The sequence below is a fragment of the Candidatus Neomarinimicrobiota bacterium genome, assembly GCA_030743815.1.
Taxonomy (GTDB): domain Bacteria; phylum Fidelibacterota; class Marinisomatia; order Marinisomatales; family S15-B10; genus UBA2146.
The window spans coordinates 14740-33366 of the sequence record JASLRT010000019.1; the positions used below are offsets into that span (position 1 = coordinate 14740).

Sequence of the window (18627 nt, forward strand, 5' to 3'; positions counted from 1 at the left end):
CAATTGTATTGATTTTGCCGAGGTAACGGGAGTAAGTTCGTGGTCGCTATATTCTGGATAAAGGAAAGGAAATATTGATGAAATCGAGATTATTTACGTCTGAATCGGTCACAGAAGGTCACCCGGACAAAATGTGTGACCAGATTTCAGATGCTATATTAGATGATATTATAGGCCAAGATCCCGATGCGAGGGTGGCTTGTGAAACTTTGACTACTACCGGTCTGGTCCTTGTGGCCGGAGAAATCAGTACGAATTGCTATTCTGACATACCGAAGGTTATCCGTAAGACGCTTGAGGATATCGGCTATACGAACCCGGAATATGGATTGGATTATCAGGATTGTTCTGTCCTGACCTCCATCCATGAACAGAGTGAAAATATCGCTGTTGGCGTTGACGAATCAGATGAACATGAACAGGGAGCCGGCGATCAGGGTCTCATGTTCGGCTATGCCTGTAATGAGACAGATGTACTCATGCCTCTTCCAATTCATCTGGCGCATAGGGTGGCCAGAAGGCTGGCGGATGTTCGTAAGGATGGAACCCTCCCTTGGGTCAGGCCCGATGGGAAATCTCAGGTTTCTGTCCGCTACGAGGATTCCAGACCTGTAGGTGTTGAGAAAATTGTGGTCGCCATTCAGCATGATCCTGATGTGAGTAATGATGTTATACACAGCGCAATTCGAGAAAAAGTGATCAAACCTGTCTGTGGAGACTGGTATCAGGATGATACGGACTGCTTCATCAATTCAACAGGTATTTTTGAAAAAGGTGGGCCGGAAGCAGACACTGGTGTTACAGGAAGAAAGATCATCGTTGACACTTATGGCGGCTACGGCCGGCATGGTGGCGGTGCTTTTTCGGGCAAAGATCCATCCAAAGTAGATCGATCGGCTTCTTACATGGCGCGCTACATCGCGAAGAATATTGTTGCGGCTGAGCTGGCTGAAAGGTGCGAGATTCAATTGGCGTACACTATCGGGCGCGCTGAACCTGTCTCAGTTTATGTCGATTCCTTCGGGACAGGCAAATTGTCAGATGACAAGCTGGAGAAAATCGTGAATGATAACTTTCCATTGACTCCAAAGGAGATTATCAGCTATCTTGATCTCAAGCAGCCGATCTACAAAGCGACGGCGGCTTACGGACATTTCGGACGGGAAGAGAAGTCATTCACGTGGGAAAAAACTGACAAGGCTGAAGAATTAAGGCAATATATGAACGGAGGGAACTGACAGGTGACGGATCATCACATTAAGGAGATAGAACTGGCAGCGGAAGGGAAACGTTTGATTCTGTGGGCGGACAGGGATATGCCGGTCCTTACATCCATCAGGGAAAGGTTCAACGATGAACAACCGCTGAAGGGCATCCGTCTCTCAGCTTGCCTTCACATTACAGCTGAAACAGCGAACCTTGCCAGAACACTTCAAGCCGGCGGTGCAGAGGTTGTCCTTTGCGCGTCTAATCCACTCTCCACCCAGGATGAGGTTGCCGCTTCACTGGTCAAGGATTTTGGAGTTAGCACCTACGCCATCAACGGAGAGAACAATGATATCTATTACGATCATATTCGAGCGGCCCTTGACCACAAACCTCATATTACCCTGGATGACGGTGCTGATCTCGTCAGTATGTTGCACTCAGACTATCAGGATGAAGTGTCTAACGTAAAATGCAGCATGGAAGAAACCACTACCGGCGTGATCCGACTAAGAGCTATGGAGAAGTCCGGTGCCCTCAAGATACCTGTCGTCGCGGTTAATGATGCGGATTCGAAACATCTATTTGATAATAGATACGGCACCGGTCAGTCTACAGTAGAAGGGATTGTCCGCGCGACGGGCGTGCTTCTGGCAGGAAAGACATTCGTGGTGGGTGGTTATGGTATGTGCGGTCGTGGACTTGCCTCGAGGGCGAGAGGCATGGGCGCACACGTGATTGTTACAGAAGTCGATCCGCTACGGGGGCTGGAGGCGGCGATGGACGGATACACAGTTATGCGTATGTTACAAGCAGCAGCCATTGGTGATATCTTCTGTACCGTCACCGGTAATACCACAGTACTTGATGTCAGCCACTTTGAGAAGATGAAGGACGGGACGGTTGTTGCAAACTCAGGACATTTCAACGTCGAAATCGATATTGATGCGCTTGAAATGCTGGCAAGTGAAGTAAAGAAAGATGTCAAAGAATTCGTTGATGAATATGTGATGGCCGATGGCAGAAGGATATATCTTTTGGGAGAGGGCAGGCTGATCAACCTTGTGGCTGCTGAGGGGCATCCGGCTTCGGTGATGGATATGAGTTTTTCTGTGCAGGCGTTAATGGCGGAATACACTGTCCGAAATGATCTTCCGGTGTCAGTTCACGCTGTGCCGCGAGAAATTGATGAATTGGTTGCAGGTTTGAAACTCAAGGCGATGGGTATCAAGATCGATGCCCTCTCCAACGAACAAAAAGAATACCTCGATTCTTGGGAAAGCGGGACGTAAGTCCCAACCATCTCGCCTATGAAGCGAGTAGTCTCTATATTCTTGATCGTACTGTCTTGGTTCCATCTAGGCTGCGATTTCCAGAATCCGGCGGATTTCAAAATGCCGACCTGGAACTGGAATCTTACCCTCCCGCTCATCCAAAACAAGTACCCCCTCGCCGATATCGTGAACGACTCGACAATTCAGACAGCCGGTGATTCACTTTTCATCCAGTTCAATGGCGATTTGCCGAAGGATTCGGTCAACGAAGACTTTCTTAAGATTCCTCTAAATCTCACGCAGGAGGCTTCTACTGAAATAACGCCGCCGAATATTTCCGAAGTATTCTCAGGTGTTACCGTCTCAATGACACTTCCCATACCCGTAGGAGAATTTCTGAATGGTAATGTTGTTAACATTGCAGATTCTCCCAATATGGTATCTATTCCGTCGTCTTCAGAACAGCAGATTATGGGTGCGTCGTGGAATTTTGTGGCGAGCACTATCGAATCCGCACTGGGTGATACTACAATTGAGATTAACCTGTTTAGTTTCGATGATGTTTTCGGCCAGATCGAGATCATCGAATCGATACAAGGTGTTCTGGTGGGAGGCGCCGCTGAAGACAACAGGTTCAGCTCCAGTTTTGAGAACACCGATTTTCCTGCAACAATTCCCATTGACAGCAGTTGGTCAATAGTCATCAGTGGAACCGATACACTTGCATCCCATAAAAATCCTGACATCTCCTCTGGCGAGACAGATGCGGATACTACTTCTCTGGTGCAAAAGATGCTGGGGGAGTTGCTTGAAATCAAGACTGGATTCAAGCTCACAAGGGTTGCGGATACCGATACAGTGACCATTCCGGCAAACACCAGCCTGGATATGTCTGTGACGATGAGCATGACAATCACCGATATTAAAGAAGCAGTTGTCGTTTTTAAGGAAACTTCTCTCGTCCCGCCACTCGATCCCATCGCCTTTAGCAGCTCCAGCACCAGTTCCGAAGATTGCCAGGTCAGGGGGATATACAGCGGTGTGTTCGATAGCCCTACTTCTTCTTCGGTTAACTCTATTGGTTATGTTGACGTTAAGAATACGTTTCCTTTTAATATCAATTTCAGCATGAAGCTTAAGAACTTCATTAGCACCACCAACGACACACTCCAGTTCAGTGAAATACTTTCTTCAGATGGTACTTCCGTGTCTGATAACCAGAAGCTTGACGGGTGGACATTCAAGAATCCTACCGATCCCACTAAACCCGTGGAGGAGATAGACGTTCAGATTAGCGCGAATTCCGTGGCAGGTACCGATACGATCAGGATAGACGGTACGGAAGAAGAGTGGGGTTTTGACTTTGCCATGAATGTTCTTCCACTCTATTTTTCGACATTGGAGGCGGACTTAGACTGTCCCTTTCCCACACAAGAACAGGAAATCGCTGGTGTGCCTCAGGGCTTCACCGGCATGTCGTTCGACGAGGTGATACTTCAGTTCACGATGTTCAACGAGATTCGTCTTCCGATTACACTCGATCTGGACATGGTCGGCATCTCAAGCATGGGGGACTCTGTAAATGTGGCGGTCAGTTCCAAGCTTGCCAATCCTGTCTCCGTTACTGACACAGCCAAGACGATCATTCAGTTGAGTAGTGTCGGTACTAAGGTTGAGCTTTACGACAGTGTGAGTGATACTCTTCCAGACAGCAGTTATACCTCGTTAGCTGGCATTGAAGATAACACGATTGTTGATCTTCTAGCGCTCAACCCGTCGGATTTTATTGTTAATGCCACGGCGGGCATCGACGGCCGGGGCGCCATCGATGTGAACAAGGCTATCTGGGGTAACTATGAATTGATTGCTCCCTTCAAAGTCAGGATAGAACCCATAACCTTCATTCCACAGAAAGCGACAGACTTTGCGGAGATTTCGCACGCAACCAGAAGTATGCTCAGGTCGTCTCTGAAGGCGACAACACTAGTCACACATGTGAAGAACGGTCTGCCGACAGGCGGGGTGATATCGATACTTTTTTCCAACCGCAATCTGTTTCCACTCGATAGGGATGCGAGCACTCTGAGTCTCTTTGCTGACAGCTTGAAAACGACCGCGGCAAAGTTTATCTCAGGCGATACGGAAAGTTTTACTTCTTTCGGTTTCGGTTCCGATAAGACTCGACTTGCTAACATCTATCAGAATATGGATTCATTGCGTGTGGTTACATCATGTTATGATCTGAATATGGTGGCAGGAGACATTAATGTTTTCGATGTACTGCCTGACACGTCCGATTGTAAGGATAATACAGCCTACCTGGTGGCGAGCTTTGCTGATACCACGGAGCGAGTTATATCTTATGTTGATACATTCTTTCAGGTTCTTCTGCCGACGCCAGAGAGCTTTTTTGGTGATACAGCTACTGTAGGTATTCCTGGTGCGGTTGAGCAAGCGGGAGATACCATATTCTACAGCGAACTGGACTCTAACAACATTTTTCATCTGACAGATATAGGTTCCCATTTTGTCAATAATCGAACCCATTTTTTCGGTAGCGGCGGTGAGGCGGTTTTCTTCACTATGAAGGATACGCTGGAAATAGAGGCTATGGTCTCCTTCACACTTGAGAGCACAGGACTTCTTGAAGAGGCAGAGGATGAGATTGTGATTACATATCCCAACGGGGGGGAAACTTTTTCTATAGGTGATACTGTCACCATCAAATGGCGTTCACTGGGCAGTGTCAAGAATTCGTCAGTGGAAGTTTTCTCAGCTACGGATACATCCGCGGGCGGTCCGTCTGAATGGACATCAATTTCCGGCGGTTCGATCACGAATGTGGACTCGCTAGATTGGATTCCCAGCGTGGCTTCTGATGTCATCATATTCAGGGTCTGCAACGAAGGTGAAACTGTTTGTGATGAGAGTGCGTCGTATTCGACGGTTGAGGCCAGCAGACTGGCTAATCAAAGTTCCGTGGCCAAGCGCAGTAAGAACGGCATCCAGAGTGGTAAGATCCGATGACGGTTTTGTTGGTCAAAAAAATAGAGAAGTATTCCGTCGCGCTGGCTATCGTGGGTATGTTTTCTGGCGTTCTTGAAGCCCAAGTGAAGACCGATCCGAGGAGCGTGTCTATGGGAGGCGCTACCACAACTGTGGCGGATGGAATTTATGCCGTTGGCATCAATCCGGCGAACCTCTCCATGCAGATAGGCAAACCATTTATGTGGCAGTTGAGTACGCTGAATATAGGTTTTGTGAACAACTGGCTCTCTTTAGAGAACTTCATGGCGTTGAGCGGAGTAAACATGGAAGCTCAGAATCAGAGGGCTAAGAAAGTGATTTATGATGAAATTGGCGATGGTCTCCGCTTATTCCGAGATCTCCATCTTGGCATACCCCTTGTCAACTATGCCTCAGGGAATATGGCAATTACGAACGATATCGTCTATGTGTCTGATTTCACATTCCCCAAGGATATGTTCAGACTCTTTCTAGACGGCAATCCGCCTTATGAAGCGCTGGACATGTCTATGAAATATGAAACGCTCGCTCTACTGGAATCGGCATTCAGTTTTGCAGTTCCATTCGAGAAATTTTCGCTAGGCTTTACCGCAAAGTACTTAAGCGGCCTTATCTATCTCGGTCTCGTTTCGGATTCGACATACTATAATGTTACGACCGAGCCTTCAGGATTCATCTTTGATGGCCAGTTTTATCTGAGACAAGGACGCGACGGAAGCGGCATCGGTGCCGATATCGGCTTTCTAACGAACGATGTCAACGGCTGGCGTTTTGGTATGTCGATCATTAATCTCCTGGGCAAGATCAAATGGACGAGCAGTGGCAGTGTGGATGAGGAGTCATGGTCGGTTGCTCCCTGGAATGAGATCAAGCCTGGCACAGCCAAAATCTGGACATTCAGTGATACTGTTTCGGCGAATACAATTCAGGACAGCCTGTTCCCATCGCCGGGAACTGAATCGAGCGGTATTGCCGGTGTTATGGGGAGGCTTCTTGAGGGGAAAGTAAGCTACGTTCCTGACACTACCGTCTTTACGTTGCGATATCCCGCCATGTTTCGTTTAGGCTTTTCGAAAAAATTTGATGAAGACTTGCTCATTGCCAGTGATCTTGTGGCCGGTTTCGACGATCGTTTAAATATCCGCAATCAGTGGATATGGTCTATCGGCCTCCAGTTCAGCAGGTTTAAGAGTATTCCGCTTCGTGTGGGATACACTTGGGGAGGGAGATCTTTTAATCAAACCGGTTTTGGCATAGGGCTGGAGAAGGGTCCTATTATGATGGACTTTGCTTTTGCCTTCAGGAACGGTCTATGGGTAAACAGCATGAAAGGACTCACTTTTTCAATGGCTTTTGCAATGACCAGTTTTAAGGGAAGAAAAGAGAAGACGGAGCCGAAAGCAGAAGAAGGTCCTTTACCTGAGCCCGAAGGTGAGCCCGAGACTGGAGTCAATAAAGTTCAATTCCGCAGCTACGCGAAGACGTCTGGCCCATCTTAGCTTCTATCACGATCGATCTGTAGACTTTACTTTCTAGAGAGAATGATCAGCAAGATACCGCCTGCCAGAAAGACTATATTCCCGATCCATGCCGACAGCATCGGTTCCAATATGCCTTTGTAACCGAGTGTCTGTCCAAATCTTATAAAGGCGTAATAGCCAAAAATAACGAATACACTCATGCCTGCCCCGAAGGCTATTCCGCCGTTCTGTTTCGAAGCAACAAGAGGAAACGCAAAAAGTACAACAATTAAGTTTGTGAGGGCAAAAGAGACCTTACCATAAAGATTGACCTCCCATCTCGTTGTGTCGACACCACTCTCGACCAGTTCCTCAATAAAAACCTTCAGTTGTGCATAGTTCTTTTCTTCTGGCGATATGGCCTCCCTCTCCAGGTCTTCGGGCGTAAAGTCGATGGTCAGAAGTGTGTCTTTTCGGGATAGCTGGACGTTGGACTCGAAGCCGTCAGGGTGGAAACTCCTGAGTGCATAAGTCTTCACGTGCCACCCTTCTTCCTTTTCATTCCACGACATTGAGTTGGCGTCAATCCTCTGTATTAGCCGACCGTCTTCCAGAAACTGCATGGCTACCCCCATAGCCTTCTTAAGCTTAGGCTGGTAACGATCGATTGCGATGTGAAATTGATCTGATTTCTGAAGAAAGATATTTCGCTTGCGGGTGTTATATCGTTTGCGGCGTGTTTTTATAACGTGCTCTTTTTCGATGACTTTCCTTTTCTGATTGCCAACGGTGACAACTTGATCATCGAAGAAGAATGAGAGAATACTGATGATTATGGAACAGATGATGAGAGGCGCAACTATCCGGTAAAGCGATACGCCGGCCGATTTCATAGCCGTCAGCTCATTACGCTTGGAGAGGAGACCGACGGTAAAGATAGTAGAAATCAGAACCGCCATGGGTAATGCTATGCTTATAAACCAGGGGGAGGCATAGATATAGTATGAAACGATAATGTTGATGGGTACCGCGGCATCAATAAAACGATCGAGATTTTCCACGGCATCAACAATCACGAATACAGCCCAGAAGCCGACGAGAGCTCCCACCAACATCAGGAGAAACTCCTTGATCATATAGAAATCTATCCGTTTCATGGCAAAACCAAATTAAGCAGGCAGTCGCCTTTTTCAGAATGAAAATTTACTTTTTTCGCCAGTGAAGCTCTTCTATATTGCGACTCTTCGTGAGTATCCCAATCAGAACAGTTTTTGTAATTTTGCTGGCCGTCACGGCTGTGGTGGTGGAGTTTGCCCTGCCGGACGATCTGTTAAATGATAACTTTTTCCCAGGCATCCTGTCGCTACTGCCTCCTCTGATTGCCATTGCGATGGCCCTCATTACCCGCGAAGTGATCATCTCTCTGTTTTGCGGTGTCTGGATTGGTGCTGTGCTGCTGCAGGATCTTCACCCCATCTCCGGTCTGGCAAGAACTCTTGACACCTATCTGGTGAATGCCATGGCGGACGAATCCCATGCCGCCATAATCCTTTTCAGCCTCGGCTTTGGCGGTATCATCGGTCTCGTCAGTGCCAACGGCGGTATGAAGGGAATTGTGGAAAGTATCTCACAATATGCCCGCACCGCCCGCAGCACACAATTGGCAACTATGGCAATGGGCGTCATGATCTTCTTTGATGATTACTCAAACACGCTTTTTGTCGGCAATATGATGCGCCCGTTTACTGACAGGCTTCGAGTGTCGCGGGAAAAGCTGTCGTATCTGGTAGACTCCACCGCCGCTCCGGTGGCTAGCCTGGCTATTATTAGTACATGGTCAGTCTTCCAGATGTCACTCCTGAACGATCCGTATGAGAAGTTCAATGTGACGGAGAGCCCTTACATTACTTTTATCCGGTCGGTTCCGTATTCCTTCTACTGTATCCTGGCCATCGTCCTCATGTTTCAGCTACTGTGGCGTAAGAGAGATTATGGCCCGATGCTGAAGGCAGAAGAAAGAGCAAGGAATGAGGGAAAGGTGATGGCTGACGGAGCACGGCCGTTGCAGAATACGGAACTTCAGACGGAAGCTCAAAAGGGAATGGCGGCAACTCACTGGTCGAATGCTCTTGTCCCCATCGTTGCCGTGGTTCTGATCACGCTCTTCGGTCTCGTCATCACCGGGATAGAAGGGGCTGAAGCGAAGCAGATGACTTTGACTGTGCGCAATGTTGTCGGGAATGCTAACTCCTATGCCAGTCTCATGTGGGGTGCTTTTATTGCCGGGCTTATCGGAATCGTGATGACAGTGGTTAAGAGGATCATGACTTTACGCGATGCCACCGAAGCTTGGATTAACGGAGCGCGGGCGATGCTGGTAGCATTCATGGTGCTTGTGTTGGCGTGGAGTCTCGGCAACATTTGCGAAGATGTTAAGACTGGCGAGTATCTGGCATCGGTCACGGAGTCGTTCCCGCGGGAACTCATCCCGGCGGTGACCTTTCTGGTGGCGGCGCTCATCAGTTTTTCCACCGGCACATCGTGGGGCACCATGTCGATTCTTATTCCCGTAATCGTACCTGTACTCCTGGCAGGCGAGGGTGTTAACGCCAACAACGTTGTGCAAGGCCCCATTTTCCTGTCCGCCTTTGCAGCGGTACTTTCAGGCGCTGTTTTTGGTGATCACTGCTCTCCCATATCAGACACCACCATCCTCTCTTCAATGGCGTCAGGATCAGATCATATCGACCATGTTCGAACACAGTTGCCGTACGCTCTAACTGGCGGCTTCATCGCCATCATTTTCGGCTTTGTGCTTGTCGGCTACGGTATCCCGTGGATTGTGAGTATCACTTTGGCGGTTGCGGCGACAGCGGTTGTGGTACAACTTCTCGGCAAACAGTTGCAGGTTTCCGGCTAACCCTTCTTTGTCAAATGGAGCCGCTTGATGCGGTTAGCGGTGGCAGAAAGGATTTTTACGCCAAATGAGCCGAAATCAAAAAATTCTCCGGCACGAGGTATTCTGCCAACTCTGGCAAGTAAAAAACCGGCGATAGTGTCGTAATTACCTTCAGGAATTCTGAAACCGTACTGCTGGTTCAGTTCGCTTATTTCAACCAGGCTGTCTACAACCAGACTCCCATCCGGACTCCGCGTCACCGTTCGTCCTTCCTCGTCAAATACATCTTCGAATTCACCGAAAATCTCCTCCACCAGATCCTCGTCAGTTACCAGGCCGGAGTTACGGCCGTCCGTTCTAGTGACGATGGCGATACTGGAATGGCGGCGCTTGAGTTCCTTAAGTGCTTCGCTGGCTGGCATATCTTCCTGGATGAAGAGTGGCCGTTTGGTGATGGATGCCAATGAATCTGGATTGACGAAGAGATCGTGAAGGAACACAATTCCCCGGATGTGGTCGAAGCTTTCTTCATAAACAGGCAGTTTGGACAGGCCTGTGTCTGACATGATTTGGGCTGCTTCTTCCAGGGATGAACTGCTCTGGATACCGACGATGTCTACTCTGGATGTCATGGCCCTTTTTACAGGCTGCGTGCCGAATTCGAATATCTTTGAGATAACTTCCAGTTCGTCTTCTTCAACCTCTTCGTAGACTTCCGCTTCGGAAAAAAGTAGTCTCAATTCTTCCTTCGTGAGCGACGGCTGCGACAGTAAACTGTTTTCGCGACTCAAAATCCTTGAATAGGCTTTTACCAGTCTGATGAATGGCGTAATGAGGATTTCCATAAATCGCATGAGCGGAGTTATTTCCACAGCAAGCGCGGTGGCATTTTCCCTGAAAAAGCTCTTGGGCAGGATTTCACCGAAGAGAAGTATAATGACGGCGATGAGAATCACTGTCCACCCTTGAGGCACACCGTAACTGATGAAAGTGATGGTAGCGTAGGAAGAGGTTACAACGTTAGCCAGATTCGTGCCGATGAGAACTGTAGTCAGGTAACGTTCTGGATCGGCCATTAGGCGGGACGTCTGGGCGGCTGCCTTGCGTCCCTGCTTCTGCCACACTTCAACTTGAATGGGGTTGGCCTGAATGAATGCTATTTCACTTCCAGAGAAAAAGGCCGAGAGGATAAGGCCAACCAGAGCCAGAACAGGTTCGATCACGGTCTAAAGTTACAGTATATTTCCTCATCACACAGTCTGTTTACACGTGTTACCTGTTTTATCAATGATAAACTTTCGCATCCTTCCCAACGCCTGCTTAACTTCAAGACAGTAAAAGTTTAGATTAAATTTCCTCTGCGATCATGTCTTCGCTGAACCGTAAATCACTTAACACCGAGCAGCAAAACATCGCCTCCATCGATATCGACCGTCGTACTGTGGCGGAGATTCTGGAGATAATTAACAGCGAAGATAAAAGTGTTGCTGAGGCGGTAGGAAAAGTCCTGTCCCAGGTTGAAAAGGTGGTGGAGTTGACTGTGAATGCCGTCAAAGGGGGAGGGCACGTTTTTTATATCGGGGCCGGCACCAGCGGTCGGCTGGGGGTACTTGATGCATCTGAATGTCCTCCAACTTTTTCAGCGCCCTCGGACATGTTTCAGGGGATAATTGCCGGTGGCGAAGCAGCGTTGAAAAAATCTATTGAAGGAGCCGAAGACAGGCCAAAAAATGCCGTGAAAGATCTTGAGCAAAAAGGATTGAGCAACAAAGATGTTATCATCGGTATCGCCAGCAGCAGCACCACACCGTATGTTGTACGTGCCTTGGAATACGGCAGGGAAGTAGGGTGTAAGACAGTGTTTTTAATCTGCAATCCGGCGCCTCTGGTTGCTGTAAAAGTGGACGTCCTCGTTGCCGTTGATGTGGGAAGTGAAGTGATTACCGGCTCCACGCGAATGAAATCCGGCACCGCTACCAAACTTATCCTCAATATGATATCCACCGCCACCATGGTGAGACTCGGAAAGGTCTACGGTAATCTGATGGTGGATTTGAAAGCCGTTAATGAAAAACTTGTTGATCGCGGAACACGCATCATTGCTCAGTTAACAGGCTTACCATACGATGAGGCCAAGGCCGCACTTGAAGATGCACACATGGAAGTAAAACCGGCCGTTGTCATGCATCACCGCGGTTGCAGCTTTGATGAAGCCGGGGAACTTCTGGCGGAGCACGACGACTTCTTGGGACGGACATTGGAAATGGATGATTAACAATTCTCAACTGACATTCACGGAGCAGGAATAAGTTACAAACCGTGCGATCTTTAATAGCAACAGTTAACCATCTGTCGGATTATGAATAGTATTGTCAGATTAGAGAAAAAGTCTCCACTTAGGATGGTGGGTCTCATGTCTGGCACATCTATGGATGGATTGGATATCTGCGTATCTGATATCGACTTTGGAGAAGATTCAGTAGCCTTTTTAGCTATTGATTCAGCCTGTATTCAATTCCCTTCTGATTTAAAGATGAATATTCGGCAAGTGCTAGAGGGCACTACCGAAGAGGTGACAAAGACGCACTACAGTTTAGGACGCTTCTATGCCGAGTCTACCAGTGACTTTCTAACGAGTGCAGGGATCGGCGAAATCGATGCAGTGGCCGTGCATGGTCAGACAGTTCATCATATCAGCGGCGAAGCGACCTTGCAGATTGGAGAACCCTCTTTCCTCGCTGAAGTTTTGAACAAGCCGGTAATTTCCGATTTTCGTGCACGAGATATTTCGGTTGGCGGTACGGGAGCACCTCTAATGCCGATTGTAGACAAGTGGCTCTTTCAGAAAGAGGACGCGACTGTTCTCTGTCTCAACCTGGGTGGCGTGGCGAACATTACCGCTCTACCAGCAAGATCTTCTGGTGAAGACATTATCGGTTTTGATACCGGGCCCGGTATGGCCCTTCTTGATGAGGCCATGATGCTTTGCGCACAACAACCTTTTGATGAGCACGGTTCTCTGGCGGCAGAGGGTACTGCGGATGAAAGCCTCGTTGAGGAGTGGCTGAATGATAAATTCATAATGCAAGATCCGCCAAAATCGACCGGCAGGGACTACTTTGGCAAGGAATGGCTGAGACTGAATGTGGCCGGAATTGCCGATTGGAAGCTGAATGATCTTCTGGCAACATTATCTCTTTTTACGGCGAGATCTGTGGTGCTAAATTGTCGGCGATTTTCGACTCTTGAAAAAACATTAAACGTGATTGTGAGTGGCGGCGGAGTTCATCATAAAACCGTTATGAAACTGTTAACGCAGCAATTTTCTCCTGTTGAAGTTACCTCTTCGGTACACTTTAATGTTGATCCCGATGTGAAGGAGGCGCTGGGATTTGCCATCCTGGGTGCAGCCTATCTGAAGAGTGTGCCGGGAAACCTCCCTTCTGTCACCGGAGCCAGTCATCCGGTAGTGCTCGGTAAATTAACCCTGTAAGGAGATTTGATGAAGTTTAATCCCTACGTTTTTCGTGAGTACGATGTGCGAGGGACTGTGGCTGAGGACTTCCCACCAGAATTTGTTCACGATTTGGGGCGGGCGTTCGGAACTTTTGTTCAGCGGAAAGGGGCCAGGGAAATTTCCCTCAGCGGGGATATACGTCTCACTACGCCTGCGCTGAAGGCAGACTTCAAGGCTGGTGTTCTCGATACAGGAGTTGACGTCATTGATATCGGCATACTCCCGACACCTGTCAATTACTATAGCATGTGGAAGCTGAATGTGGCTGGTGCCGTCCAGATTACAGGCAGTCACAATCCGCCGGAAATGAACGGATTCAAGATGTCCTTTGATAAAGGTGCGGTTTACGGTAGTCAAATCCTTGAATTACGGGATCTGATGGAGCGTCAGGATTTTGAGAAAGGAGAAGGGACCGAAGTCGCTTACCGTATCCTTGACGACTATATGGAGATGGTGTTAGGCAAGATCACGCTGGAGCGGGATATGAAGATCACCATGGATTGCGGCAATGCGGCGGCATGTCTGGCAGCACCGAATATATTCCGTGAGATTGGTGTCGACCTGACCGAACTCTATTGTGATGTTGACGGCACATTTCCAAACCACCATCCCGATCCGACTGTCAAAAAGAATCTGAGTGATCTGATTGCCCTCACACAGGGCGGAGACTTCCATGCTGCAGTGGCTTACGACGGTGATGCAGATCGTCTGGGAGTTTTAGATGAGAATGGCGGTGTTGTCTGGGCGGATCAGATCATGGCACTGCTTCTGCCGGAGATAATCGAGGCGGGAGATGAAATACTTTTTGATGTGAAATGTTCGCAGGCGCTGGAAGAGGAGATAGTCCGTCTCGGCGGCAAACCTGTCATCTGGAAGACGGGACATTCCCTCATTAAGCAGAAGATGAAGGAACTGGGGTGCAAATTCGGTGGTGAGATGAGCGGCCATCTTTTCTTTGCTGATGACTATTTCGGCTACGATGATGCCATCTATGTTTCGGCCCGCGTTGTGCAGATGCTTTCGCGCCAGCAAAGAGAACTCTCTGAACTTGTGGCACAACTGCCGCAATATTACTCTACACCGGAGTTGCGTCTCGACTGCATCAGTGATGAAGAGAAGTTCAGGATTGCTAAGGAGGCTAGTGACTACTTCAAGGCCAATTATGACTGTCTCGATGTGGATGGCGTCAGGATCCGATTTGGTGACGGATGGGGATTGGTTCGTGCTTCGAATACTCAACCGGTGATCGTCTGCCGTTTTGAGGCCGGATCAGTTGAGAGGAGAGACGAGATTAGATCCCTTGTCTTCAGTAGAATCGGAGAGATGGGAGACATCTCGATTCCGACAGATGTCTGACTCCTTTCAGGACATTCTCTCAACCTCCCGGGAGCGGATAGACAGAGAACTTCTGGCTCTCGTCAAGAGTCATGAACCGACCTATCTGTATGAGCCGGTGAGATATGTTTTTAAGGGTCGTGGCAAACGGTTGCGTCCTATTCTCTTGTTAACGGTTGCCGATATGTTCGATATTTCTGAAGATGATGCAATGCCGGCGGCGTTAGCGGTTGAAATCTTGCACAATTTTTCCCTTGTACACGATGACATAATGGATCAGGATGATTTGCGCCATGGACAAAAAACAGTCTACAGAGAGTGGGATGAATCGACGGCCATCCTGGCGGGAGACGCCATTTTTGCTCTCGCTTTTGATGTCCTGTCGCGGATCAGAATCAATCCACTCATGTGCATCCAGGCGCTGAGTGGTGCGACTCTCCAATTGTGTGAAGGACAAGCTCTGGACAAAACTTTTGAGTCACGAGATTCTGTCAGTCTTGATGAGTATTTGAATATGGTTAAACTGAAGACAGGGACCCTTCTTTCATTGTGCTGCCGTATGGGTGCAATTCTGGGAGATGGTAATGAACAGAGCGGGAGTAATCTGGCGGAGTTCGGCATTCTTCTCGGACAAGCTTTTCAGATTCAGGACGATGTTCTGGAGATCTACTCGGATTCGCAAAATATGGGTAAGAGTCTCGGCAGCGATGTGACCATCATGAAAAAAACCTATCTCACCTGCAGTGCCATGGAAACGGATCCTGATGGGTGGCGTAAGATGCTAACTTCCATGGGAGGAAGAGATCTGGAAGACGACCTGTTGCCGGCGTTGCGGAACTATTTCGAGGAGATTGGAGTTCGAGATGCGGCGGCTGAAGAGGTTGCACGCCTGAGCGCACTATCCAAATCTAATCTGGACGCGTTTTCCGAAAAGGGTCGAGCAAATCTCAATGAATTCGCTGATATGGTAATGACGAGGAAGAGATAAGTAATGACTGATCTTGGCAAGGCGATGCAAGACTACGATCCTTTGGGCATGTTCGAGAATATTTACAGGTTCCCCGAGCAGATGGAGGAAGCGATCAAAATCGGTGCTGAAGTAAATCTTTCCGGTGATTACTCGAGTATCCAATCGGTGGTGTTTTGTGGTATGGGAGGCTCTGCTATCGGTGGCGATATTGTTGCAGCACTTGTTTCCAGCAGCATGAATACTTCGCTCTCCGTAATTCGAAATTACACGCTTCCCGCCTGGGTTGGAGAAGAGACACTAGTCATCTGTGTCAGCTACTCAGGCAATACGGAGGAGACTCTAGCGTGTTTTGATGAAGCGAAGAGTAGAGGAGCTATCATAGCCGGAATTAGCTCAGGAGGAGAGTTAAGTAAGAGGTTGAAACAGATGGATGCCGATCTTATCGCTATTCCGGACGGCCATCCGCCAAGAGCATCACTGGGTTATCTCGCCATTCCCGGTCTCTTTCTTCTCGAAAAATCTGGATTGTTGGACTATTCGGTAGAGGAAGATCTGCTGAAAACCGCGGCACATCTGAAGAGTTGGAGAGATAGTTTCGGTGAAAAGGGGGCCGATAATCAAACTCTTAAGGTAGCTGAGACTATTTACAATTCGATTCCGGTTATCTACGGTGAGGCATGTGGTACGGGTGCAGTCGCTTTACGCTGGCGCGGCCAGCTGGCTGAAAACGGGAAGATGGTATCTTTCCATCATGTACTGCCGGAAATGAATCACAACGAAATTGTCGGATACCAGAATAACCCGGAACTCCTCAAACGGCTCGGCGTAATCTGGTTAATAGACAAAGATCATCACGAAAGAACGTTGAAGAGACAGCAGCTGACCCGCAATATTCTGGGTGATAATGTGCGATACCAACTTGAAATCGTTAGCGAAGGAGATTCACTATTTGAGAGATTCTTCTATCTCATCTATTTTGGCGACTGGGTAAGTTTTTGGGTGGCCATGCTTCATAAGACCGATCCTTCGCCAGTTGAGAAAATTGATCGGTTGAAACGGTCTCTATCCGTGTGAAATGGAGTTGCAATCTGACAATAAGAGCACTATATTAGATGGGACTTAAGGCGTGACCCTATGATACCAGTAGAAGTAACTAAGATATCATTTTATCCTCCCAGCAAAGGTTATGCTGTTGTGCTGCAGGAGATTGGTGGACAGGGCAGAAAACTTCCGGTGATTGTCGGTTCATTTGAAGCTCAGGCTATCGCCCTCGCAATGGAAAACGTGGAGACTCCCAGACCGATGACTCATGATCTGATCAGTACTATACTTGAAGAGATTGAGATAGATGTCTCGGAGGTCATTATTACCAGTCTAACTGATGGAACTTTCTTTGCCGAATTGAGGGTTATGGCTAACGGTGCCGGGGAGAGGAAGATTGATTCAAGACCCAGCGATGCCATTGCCATAGCTCTCCGTCTCGGTTCTACAATCCTTGTAGAAGAGAACGTCATGACTGAGGCTGGGCTGCGAGATGATGTTGAATCAGAATTCAGTTTTGAAGAGCAGCCTCACGGTTTTGACTTATCTAAGAAATCCCTGGAAGACGAACTGAGAAGAGCTATTGATGAAGAGGAATATGAAAAGGCTGCCGAACTGAGGGATGAAATAATTAAACTCAGCAAGAAGTAACGCGTCAGGGAATTAATATATCCAGAGCAATTTGGGCCGCTTCCTGTTCAGCGGCCTTTTTTGTTACACCGCTTGCCGAAGGAAATTCTCTGTCTTCCACTTTCACCGCTACCTCGAATACTTTTTCGTGTTCTGGTCCTTCTATGTTTGTCACTGCAAACTTGGGTGTACCGAGTTGGTTTCCTTGGCAATATTCTATCAGAAGTCCTTTGTAGTTGATGTTTCTCCACGCTTCGTGCCGATGACTCCAGATGGTTCGCTCGATCAATTTTTCGCAAGGATTAATTCCACCGTCAAGATGTATGGCACCGATAATAGCCTCATAAACGTTAGCTAGTTGCTTCTGGGACACCTTTTCCTGTGCCAGATTAACGGATGATGCCGCTGAAATGTATGTCAACAGATTCAGCAAGCTTCCCATATCGGCAAGAAATGATTTCTGGACAAGCGCCGATCGCTTTTTCGTTAAAATGCCTTCACTGGCTTCAGGAAATTCATGAAAGAGTTTCTCTGATATGACGTGGTCGATAACAGCATCGCCAAGGAATTCCAATCGCTCATAATTCGTTGCATAGTCCGACGCCATCGACTTATGTGTTATCGCCTGGATGAGTAGATTGGTGTCAGAAAAGAAGTAACTAAGTTGTTCCTGAAGTTTAATCAGCTGACCATTCTTATTGGCAAGTTGATTGAAAAATCGTTTGACAGGCTGAAAAATCACTACTTCTCCCACCGTTTAAGAATCAACACAGCGTTATGTCCCCCGAAACCAAAGGTATTTGACATGGCCACATTAACTTCCTTCGTGACAATCTTGTTCGGCGCGTAGTTCAAGTCACAATCTGGATCTGGTGTTTCATAATTAATAGTTGGGGGAATGGTTCCGGTGCGGATAGTCTGAAGGCACGCAATTGCTTCGATACCACCGCTTGCACCGAGGAGATGTCCAGTCATGGATTTGGTTGAACTTACCGTCAGTGTATCAGCGTGGTCACCAAAAACAGCTCTGATGGCAGTGGTTTCGTTTTTATCGTTATACTGGGTAGATGTGCCATGCGCATTAATATAGTCAACAGCTTTGGCTTCGATTCCTGCATCAGCTATAGCGTGCTTCATGGCGCGGATAGCGCCTTCGCCCCCGGGTGCCGGTTGTGTAATGTGATAGGCGTCGGCTGTTGCGCCGTAGCCAACTGCTTCGCCATAGATCTCGGCTTCTCTTGACTGTGCGTGTTCGGCTTCTTCCAGCA

General features: G+C 48.1%; 15 protein-coding genes. 11 read left to right on the forward strand and 4 right to left on the reverse strand.

What is annotated here, in order from left to right; all coding sequences use genetic code 11:
• The first annotated feature begins 77 nt into the window (after positions 1–77).
• The 4 genes from metK (at position 78) to QF669_01705 (ending at position 7006) form a co-directional block, all read left to right on the forward strand.
• A complete protein-coding gene (gene metK, locus QF669_01690) occupies positions 78–1238 on the forward strand; it encodes a methionine adenosyltransferase (GenBank protein MDP6456156.1) in 1161 nt (386 codons plus the stop codon).
• Between the two features lie 3 nt (positions 1239–1241).
• Entirely contained in the window at positions 1242–2498 is a 1257-nt protein-coding gene (gene ahcY / locus QF669_01695; GenBank protein MDP6456157.1) for an adenosylhomocysteinase, read from the forward strand.
• Positions 2499–2600: 102 nt separating this feature from the next.
• Positions 2601–5507 (forward strand): hypothetical protein, encoded by a 2907-nt coding sequence (locus QF669_01700; protein ID MDP6456158.1) that lies wholly within the window; start codon positions 2601–2603, stop codon positions 5505–5507.
• 8 nt (positions 5508–5515) lie between these two features.
• Positions 5516–7006 carry a DUF5723 family protein gene (locus QF669_01705; GenBank protein ID MDP6456159.1) on the forward strand — a complete coding sequence of 497 codons (1491 nt, stop codon included), beginning with the start codon at positions 5516–5518 and terminating at the stop codon, positions 7004–7006.
• Positions 7007–7032: 26 nt separating this feature from the next.
• Here QF669_01705 and QF669_01710 read toward each other — a convergent pair whose 3' ends face one another.
• On the reverse strand, positions 7033–8124 hold the full coding sequence (locus QF669_01710) for an LptF/LptG family permease (GenBank protein MDP6456160.1): 1092 nt from the start codon (positions 8122–8124) through the stop codon (positions 7033–7035).
• Positions 8125–8213: 89 nt separating this feature from the next.
• Between QF669_01710 and QF669_01715 the strand changes: the two genes are divergently transcribed.
• Positions 8214–9887 (forward strand): Na+/H+ antiporter NhaC family protein, encoded by a 1674-nt coding sequence (locus QF669_01715; protein ID MDP6456161.1) that lies wholly within the window; start codon positions 8214–8216, stop codon positions 9885–9887.
• On the opposite strand, the gene QF669_01720 is transcribed toward QF669_01715, so the two are convergent.
• Positions 9884–11089, reverse strand: coding sequence for a hemolysin family protein (locus tag QF669_01720; protein ID MDP6456162.1), 1206 nt, complete (start codon positions 11087–11089; stop codon positions 9884–9886). The genes QF669_01715 and QF669_01720 overlap by 4 nt on opposite strands.
• Positions 11090–11232: 143 nt before the next feature.
• On the opposite strand from QF669_01720, the gene murQ reads away from it, so the two are divergent.
• The 6 genes from murQ (at position 11233) to QF669_01750 (ending at position 17380) form a co-directional block, all read left to right on the forward strand.
• Complete coding sequence (gene murQ / locus QF669_01725; protein ID MDP6456163.1) at positions 11233–12141, forward strand: N-acetylmuramic acid 6-phosphate etherase; 909 nt, start codon at positions 11233–11235, stop codon at positions 12139–12141.
• 126 nt (positions 12142–12267) lie between these two features.
• Entirely contained in the window at positions 12268–13359 is a 1092-nt protein-coding gene (locus QF669_01730) for an anhydro-N-acetylmuramic acid kinase (protein ID MDP6456164.1), read from the forward strand.
• A gap of 9 nt (positions 13360–13368) precedes the next feature.
• On the forward strand, positions 13369–14739 hold the full coding sequence (locus tag QF669_01735) for a phosphomannomutase/phosphoglucomutase (GenBank protein ID MDP6456165.1): 1371 nt from the start codon (positions 13369–13371) through the stop codon (positions 14737–14739).
• Positions 14732–15706 carry a polyprenyl synthetase family protein gene (locus tag QF669_01740; protein MDP6456166.1) on the forward strand — a complete coding sequence of 325 codons (975 nt, stop codon included), beginning with the start codon at positions 14732–14734 and terminating at the stop codon, positions 15704–15706. Before QF669_01735 ends, QF669_01740 begins: the two co-directional genes overlap by 8 nt.
• A gap of 3 nt (positions 15707–15709) precedes the next feature.
• The gene (locus QF669_01745) at positions 15710–16762 is read left to right on the forward strand and encodes a bifunctional phosphoglucose/phosphomannose isomerase (GenBank protein MDP6456167.1); all 1053 of its coding nucleotides are present in this window, start codon (positions 15710–15712) and stop codon (positions 16760–16762) included.
• Positions 16763–16822: 60 nt separating this feature from the next.
• A complete protein-coding gene (locus QF669_01750) occupies positions 16823–17380 on the forward strand; it encodes a bifunctional nuclease family protein (protein ID MDP6456168.1) in 558 nt (185 codons plus the stop codon).
• A 4-nt stretch (positions 17381–17384) separates the two neighbouring features.
• Here QF669_01750 and rnc read toward each other — a convergent pair whose 3' ends face one another.
• Both rnc and QF669_01760 read right to left on the reverse strand, forming a co-directional pair.
• Complete coding sequence (gene rnc, locus QF669_01755; protein MDP6456169.1) at positions 17385–18101, reverse strand: ribonuclease III; 717 nt, start codon at positions 18099–18101, stop codon at positions 17385–17387.
• On the reverse strand, positions 18101–18627 hold a 527-nt coding region (locus tag QF669_01760; GenBank protein ID MDP6456170.1), incomplete at its 5' end, for a beta-ketoacyl-[acyl-carrier-protein] synthase II. The genes QF669_01760 and rnc, both read right to left, overlap by 1 nt.

Bases quoted from the DNA above. Each gene is read 5' to 3' on its own strand.
- QF669_01730 (MDP6456164.1), top strand. From the start codon at position 12,268: ATGGTGGGTCTCATGTCTGGCACATCTATGGATGGATTGGATATCTGC.
- QF669_01745 (MDP6456167.1), top strand. From the start codon at position 15,710: ATGACTGATCTTGGCAAGGCGATGCAAGACTACGATCCTTTGGGCATG.
- QF669_01750 (MDP6456168.1), top strand. From the start codon at position 16,823: ATGATACCAGTAGAAGTAACTAAGATATCATTTTATCCTCCCAGCAAA.
- QF669_01735 (MDP6456165.1), top strand. From the start codon at position 13,369: ATGAAGTTTAATCCCTACGTTTTTCGTGAGTACGATGTGCGAGGGACT.
- metK (MDP6456156.1), top strand. From the start codon at position 78: ATGAAATCGAGATTATTTACGTCTGAATCGGTCACAGAAGGTCACCCG.
- QF669_01700 (MDP6456158.1), top strand. From the start codon at position 2,601: ATGCCGACCTGGAACTGGAATCTTACCCTCCCGCTCATCCAAAACAAG.
- QF669_01740 (MDP6456166.1), top strand. From the start codon at position 14,732: ATGTCTGACTCCTTTCAGGACATTCTCTCAACCTCCCGGGAGCGGATA.
- QF669_01710 (MDP6456160.1), bottom strand. From the start codon at position 8,124: ATGAAACGGATAGATTTCTATATGATCAAGGAGTTTCTCCTGATGTTG.
- murQ (MDP6456163.1), top strand. From the start codon at position 11,233: ATGTCTTCGCTGAACCGTAAATCACTTAACACCGAGCAGCAAAACATC.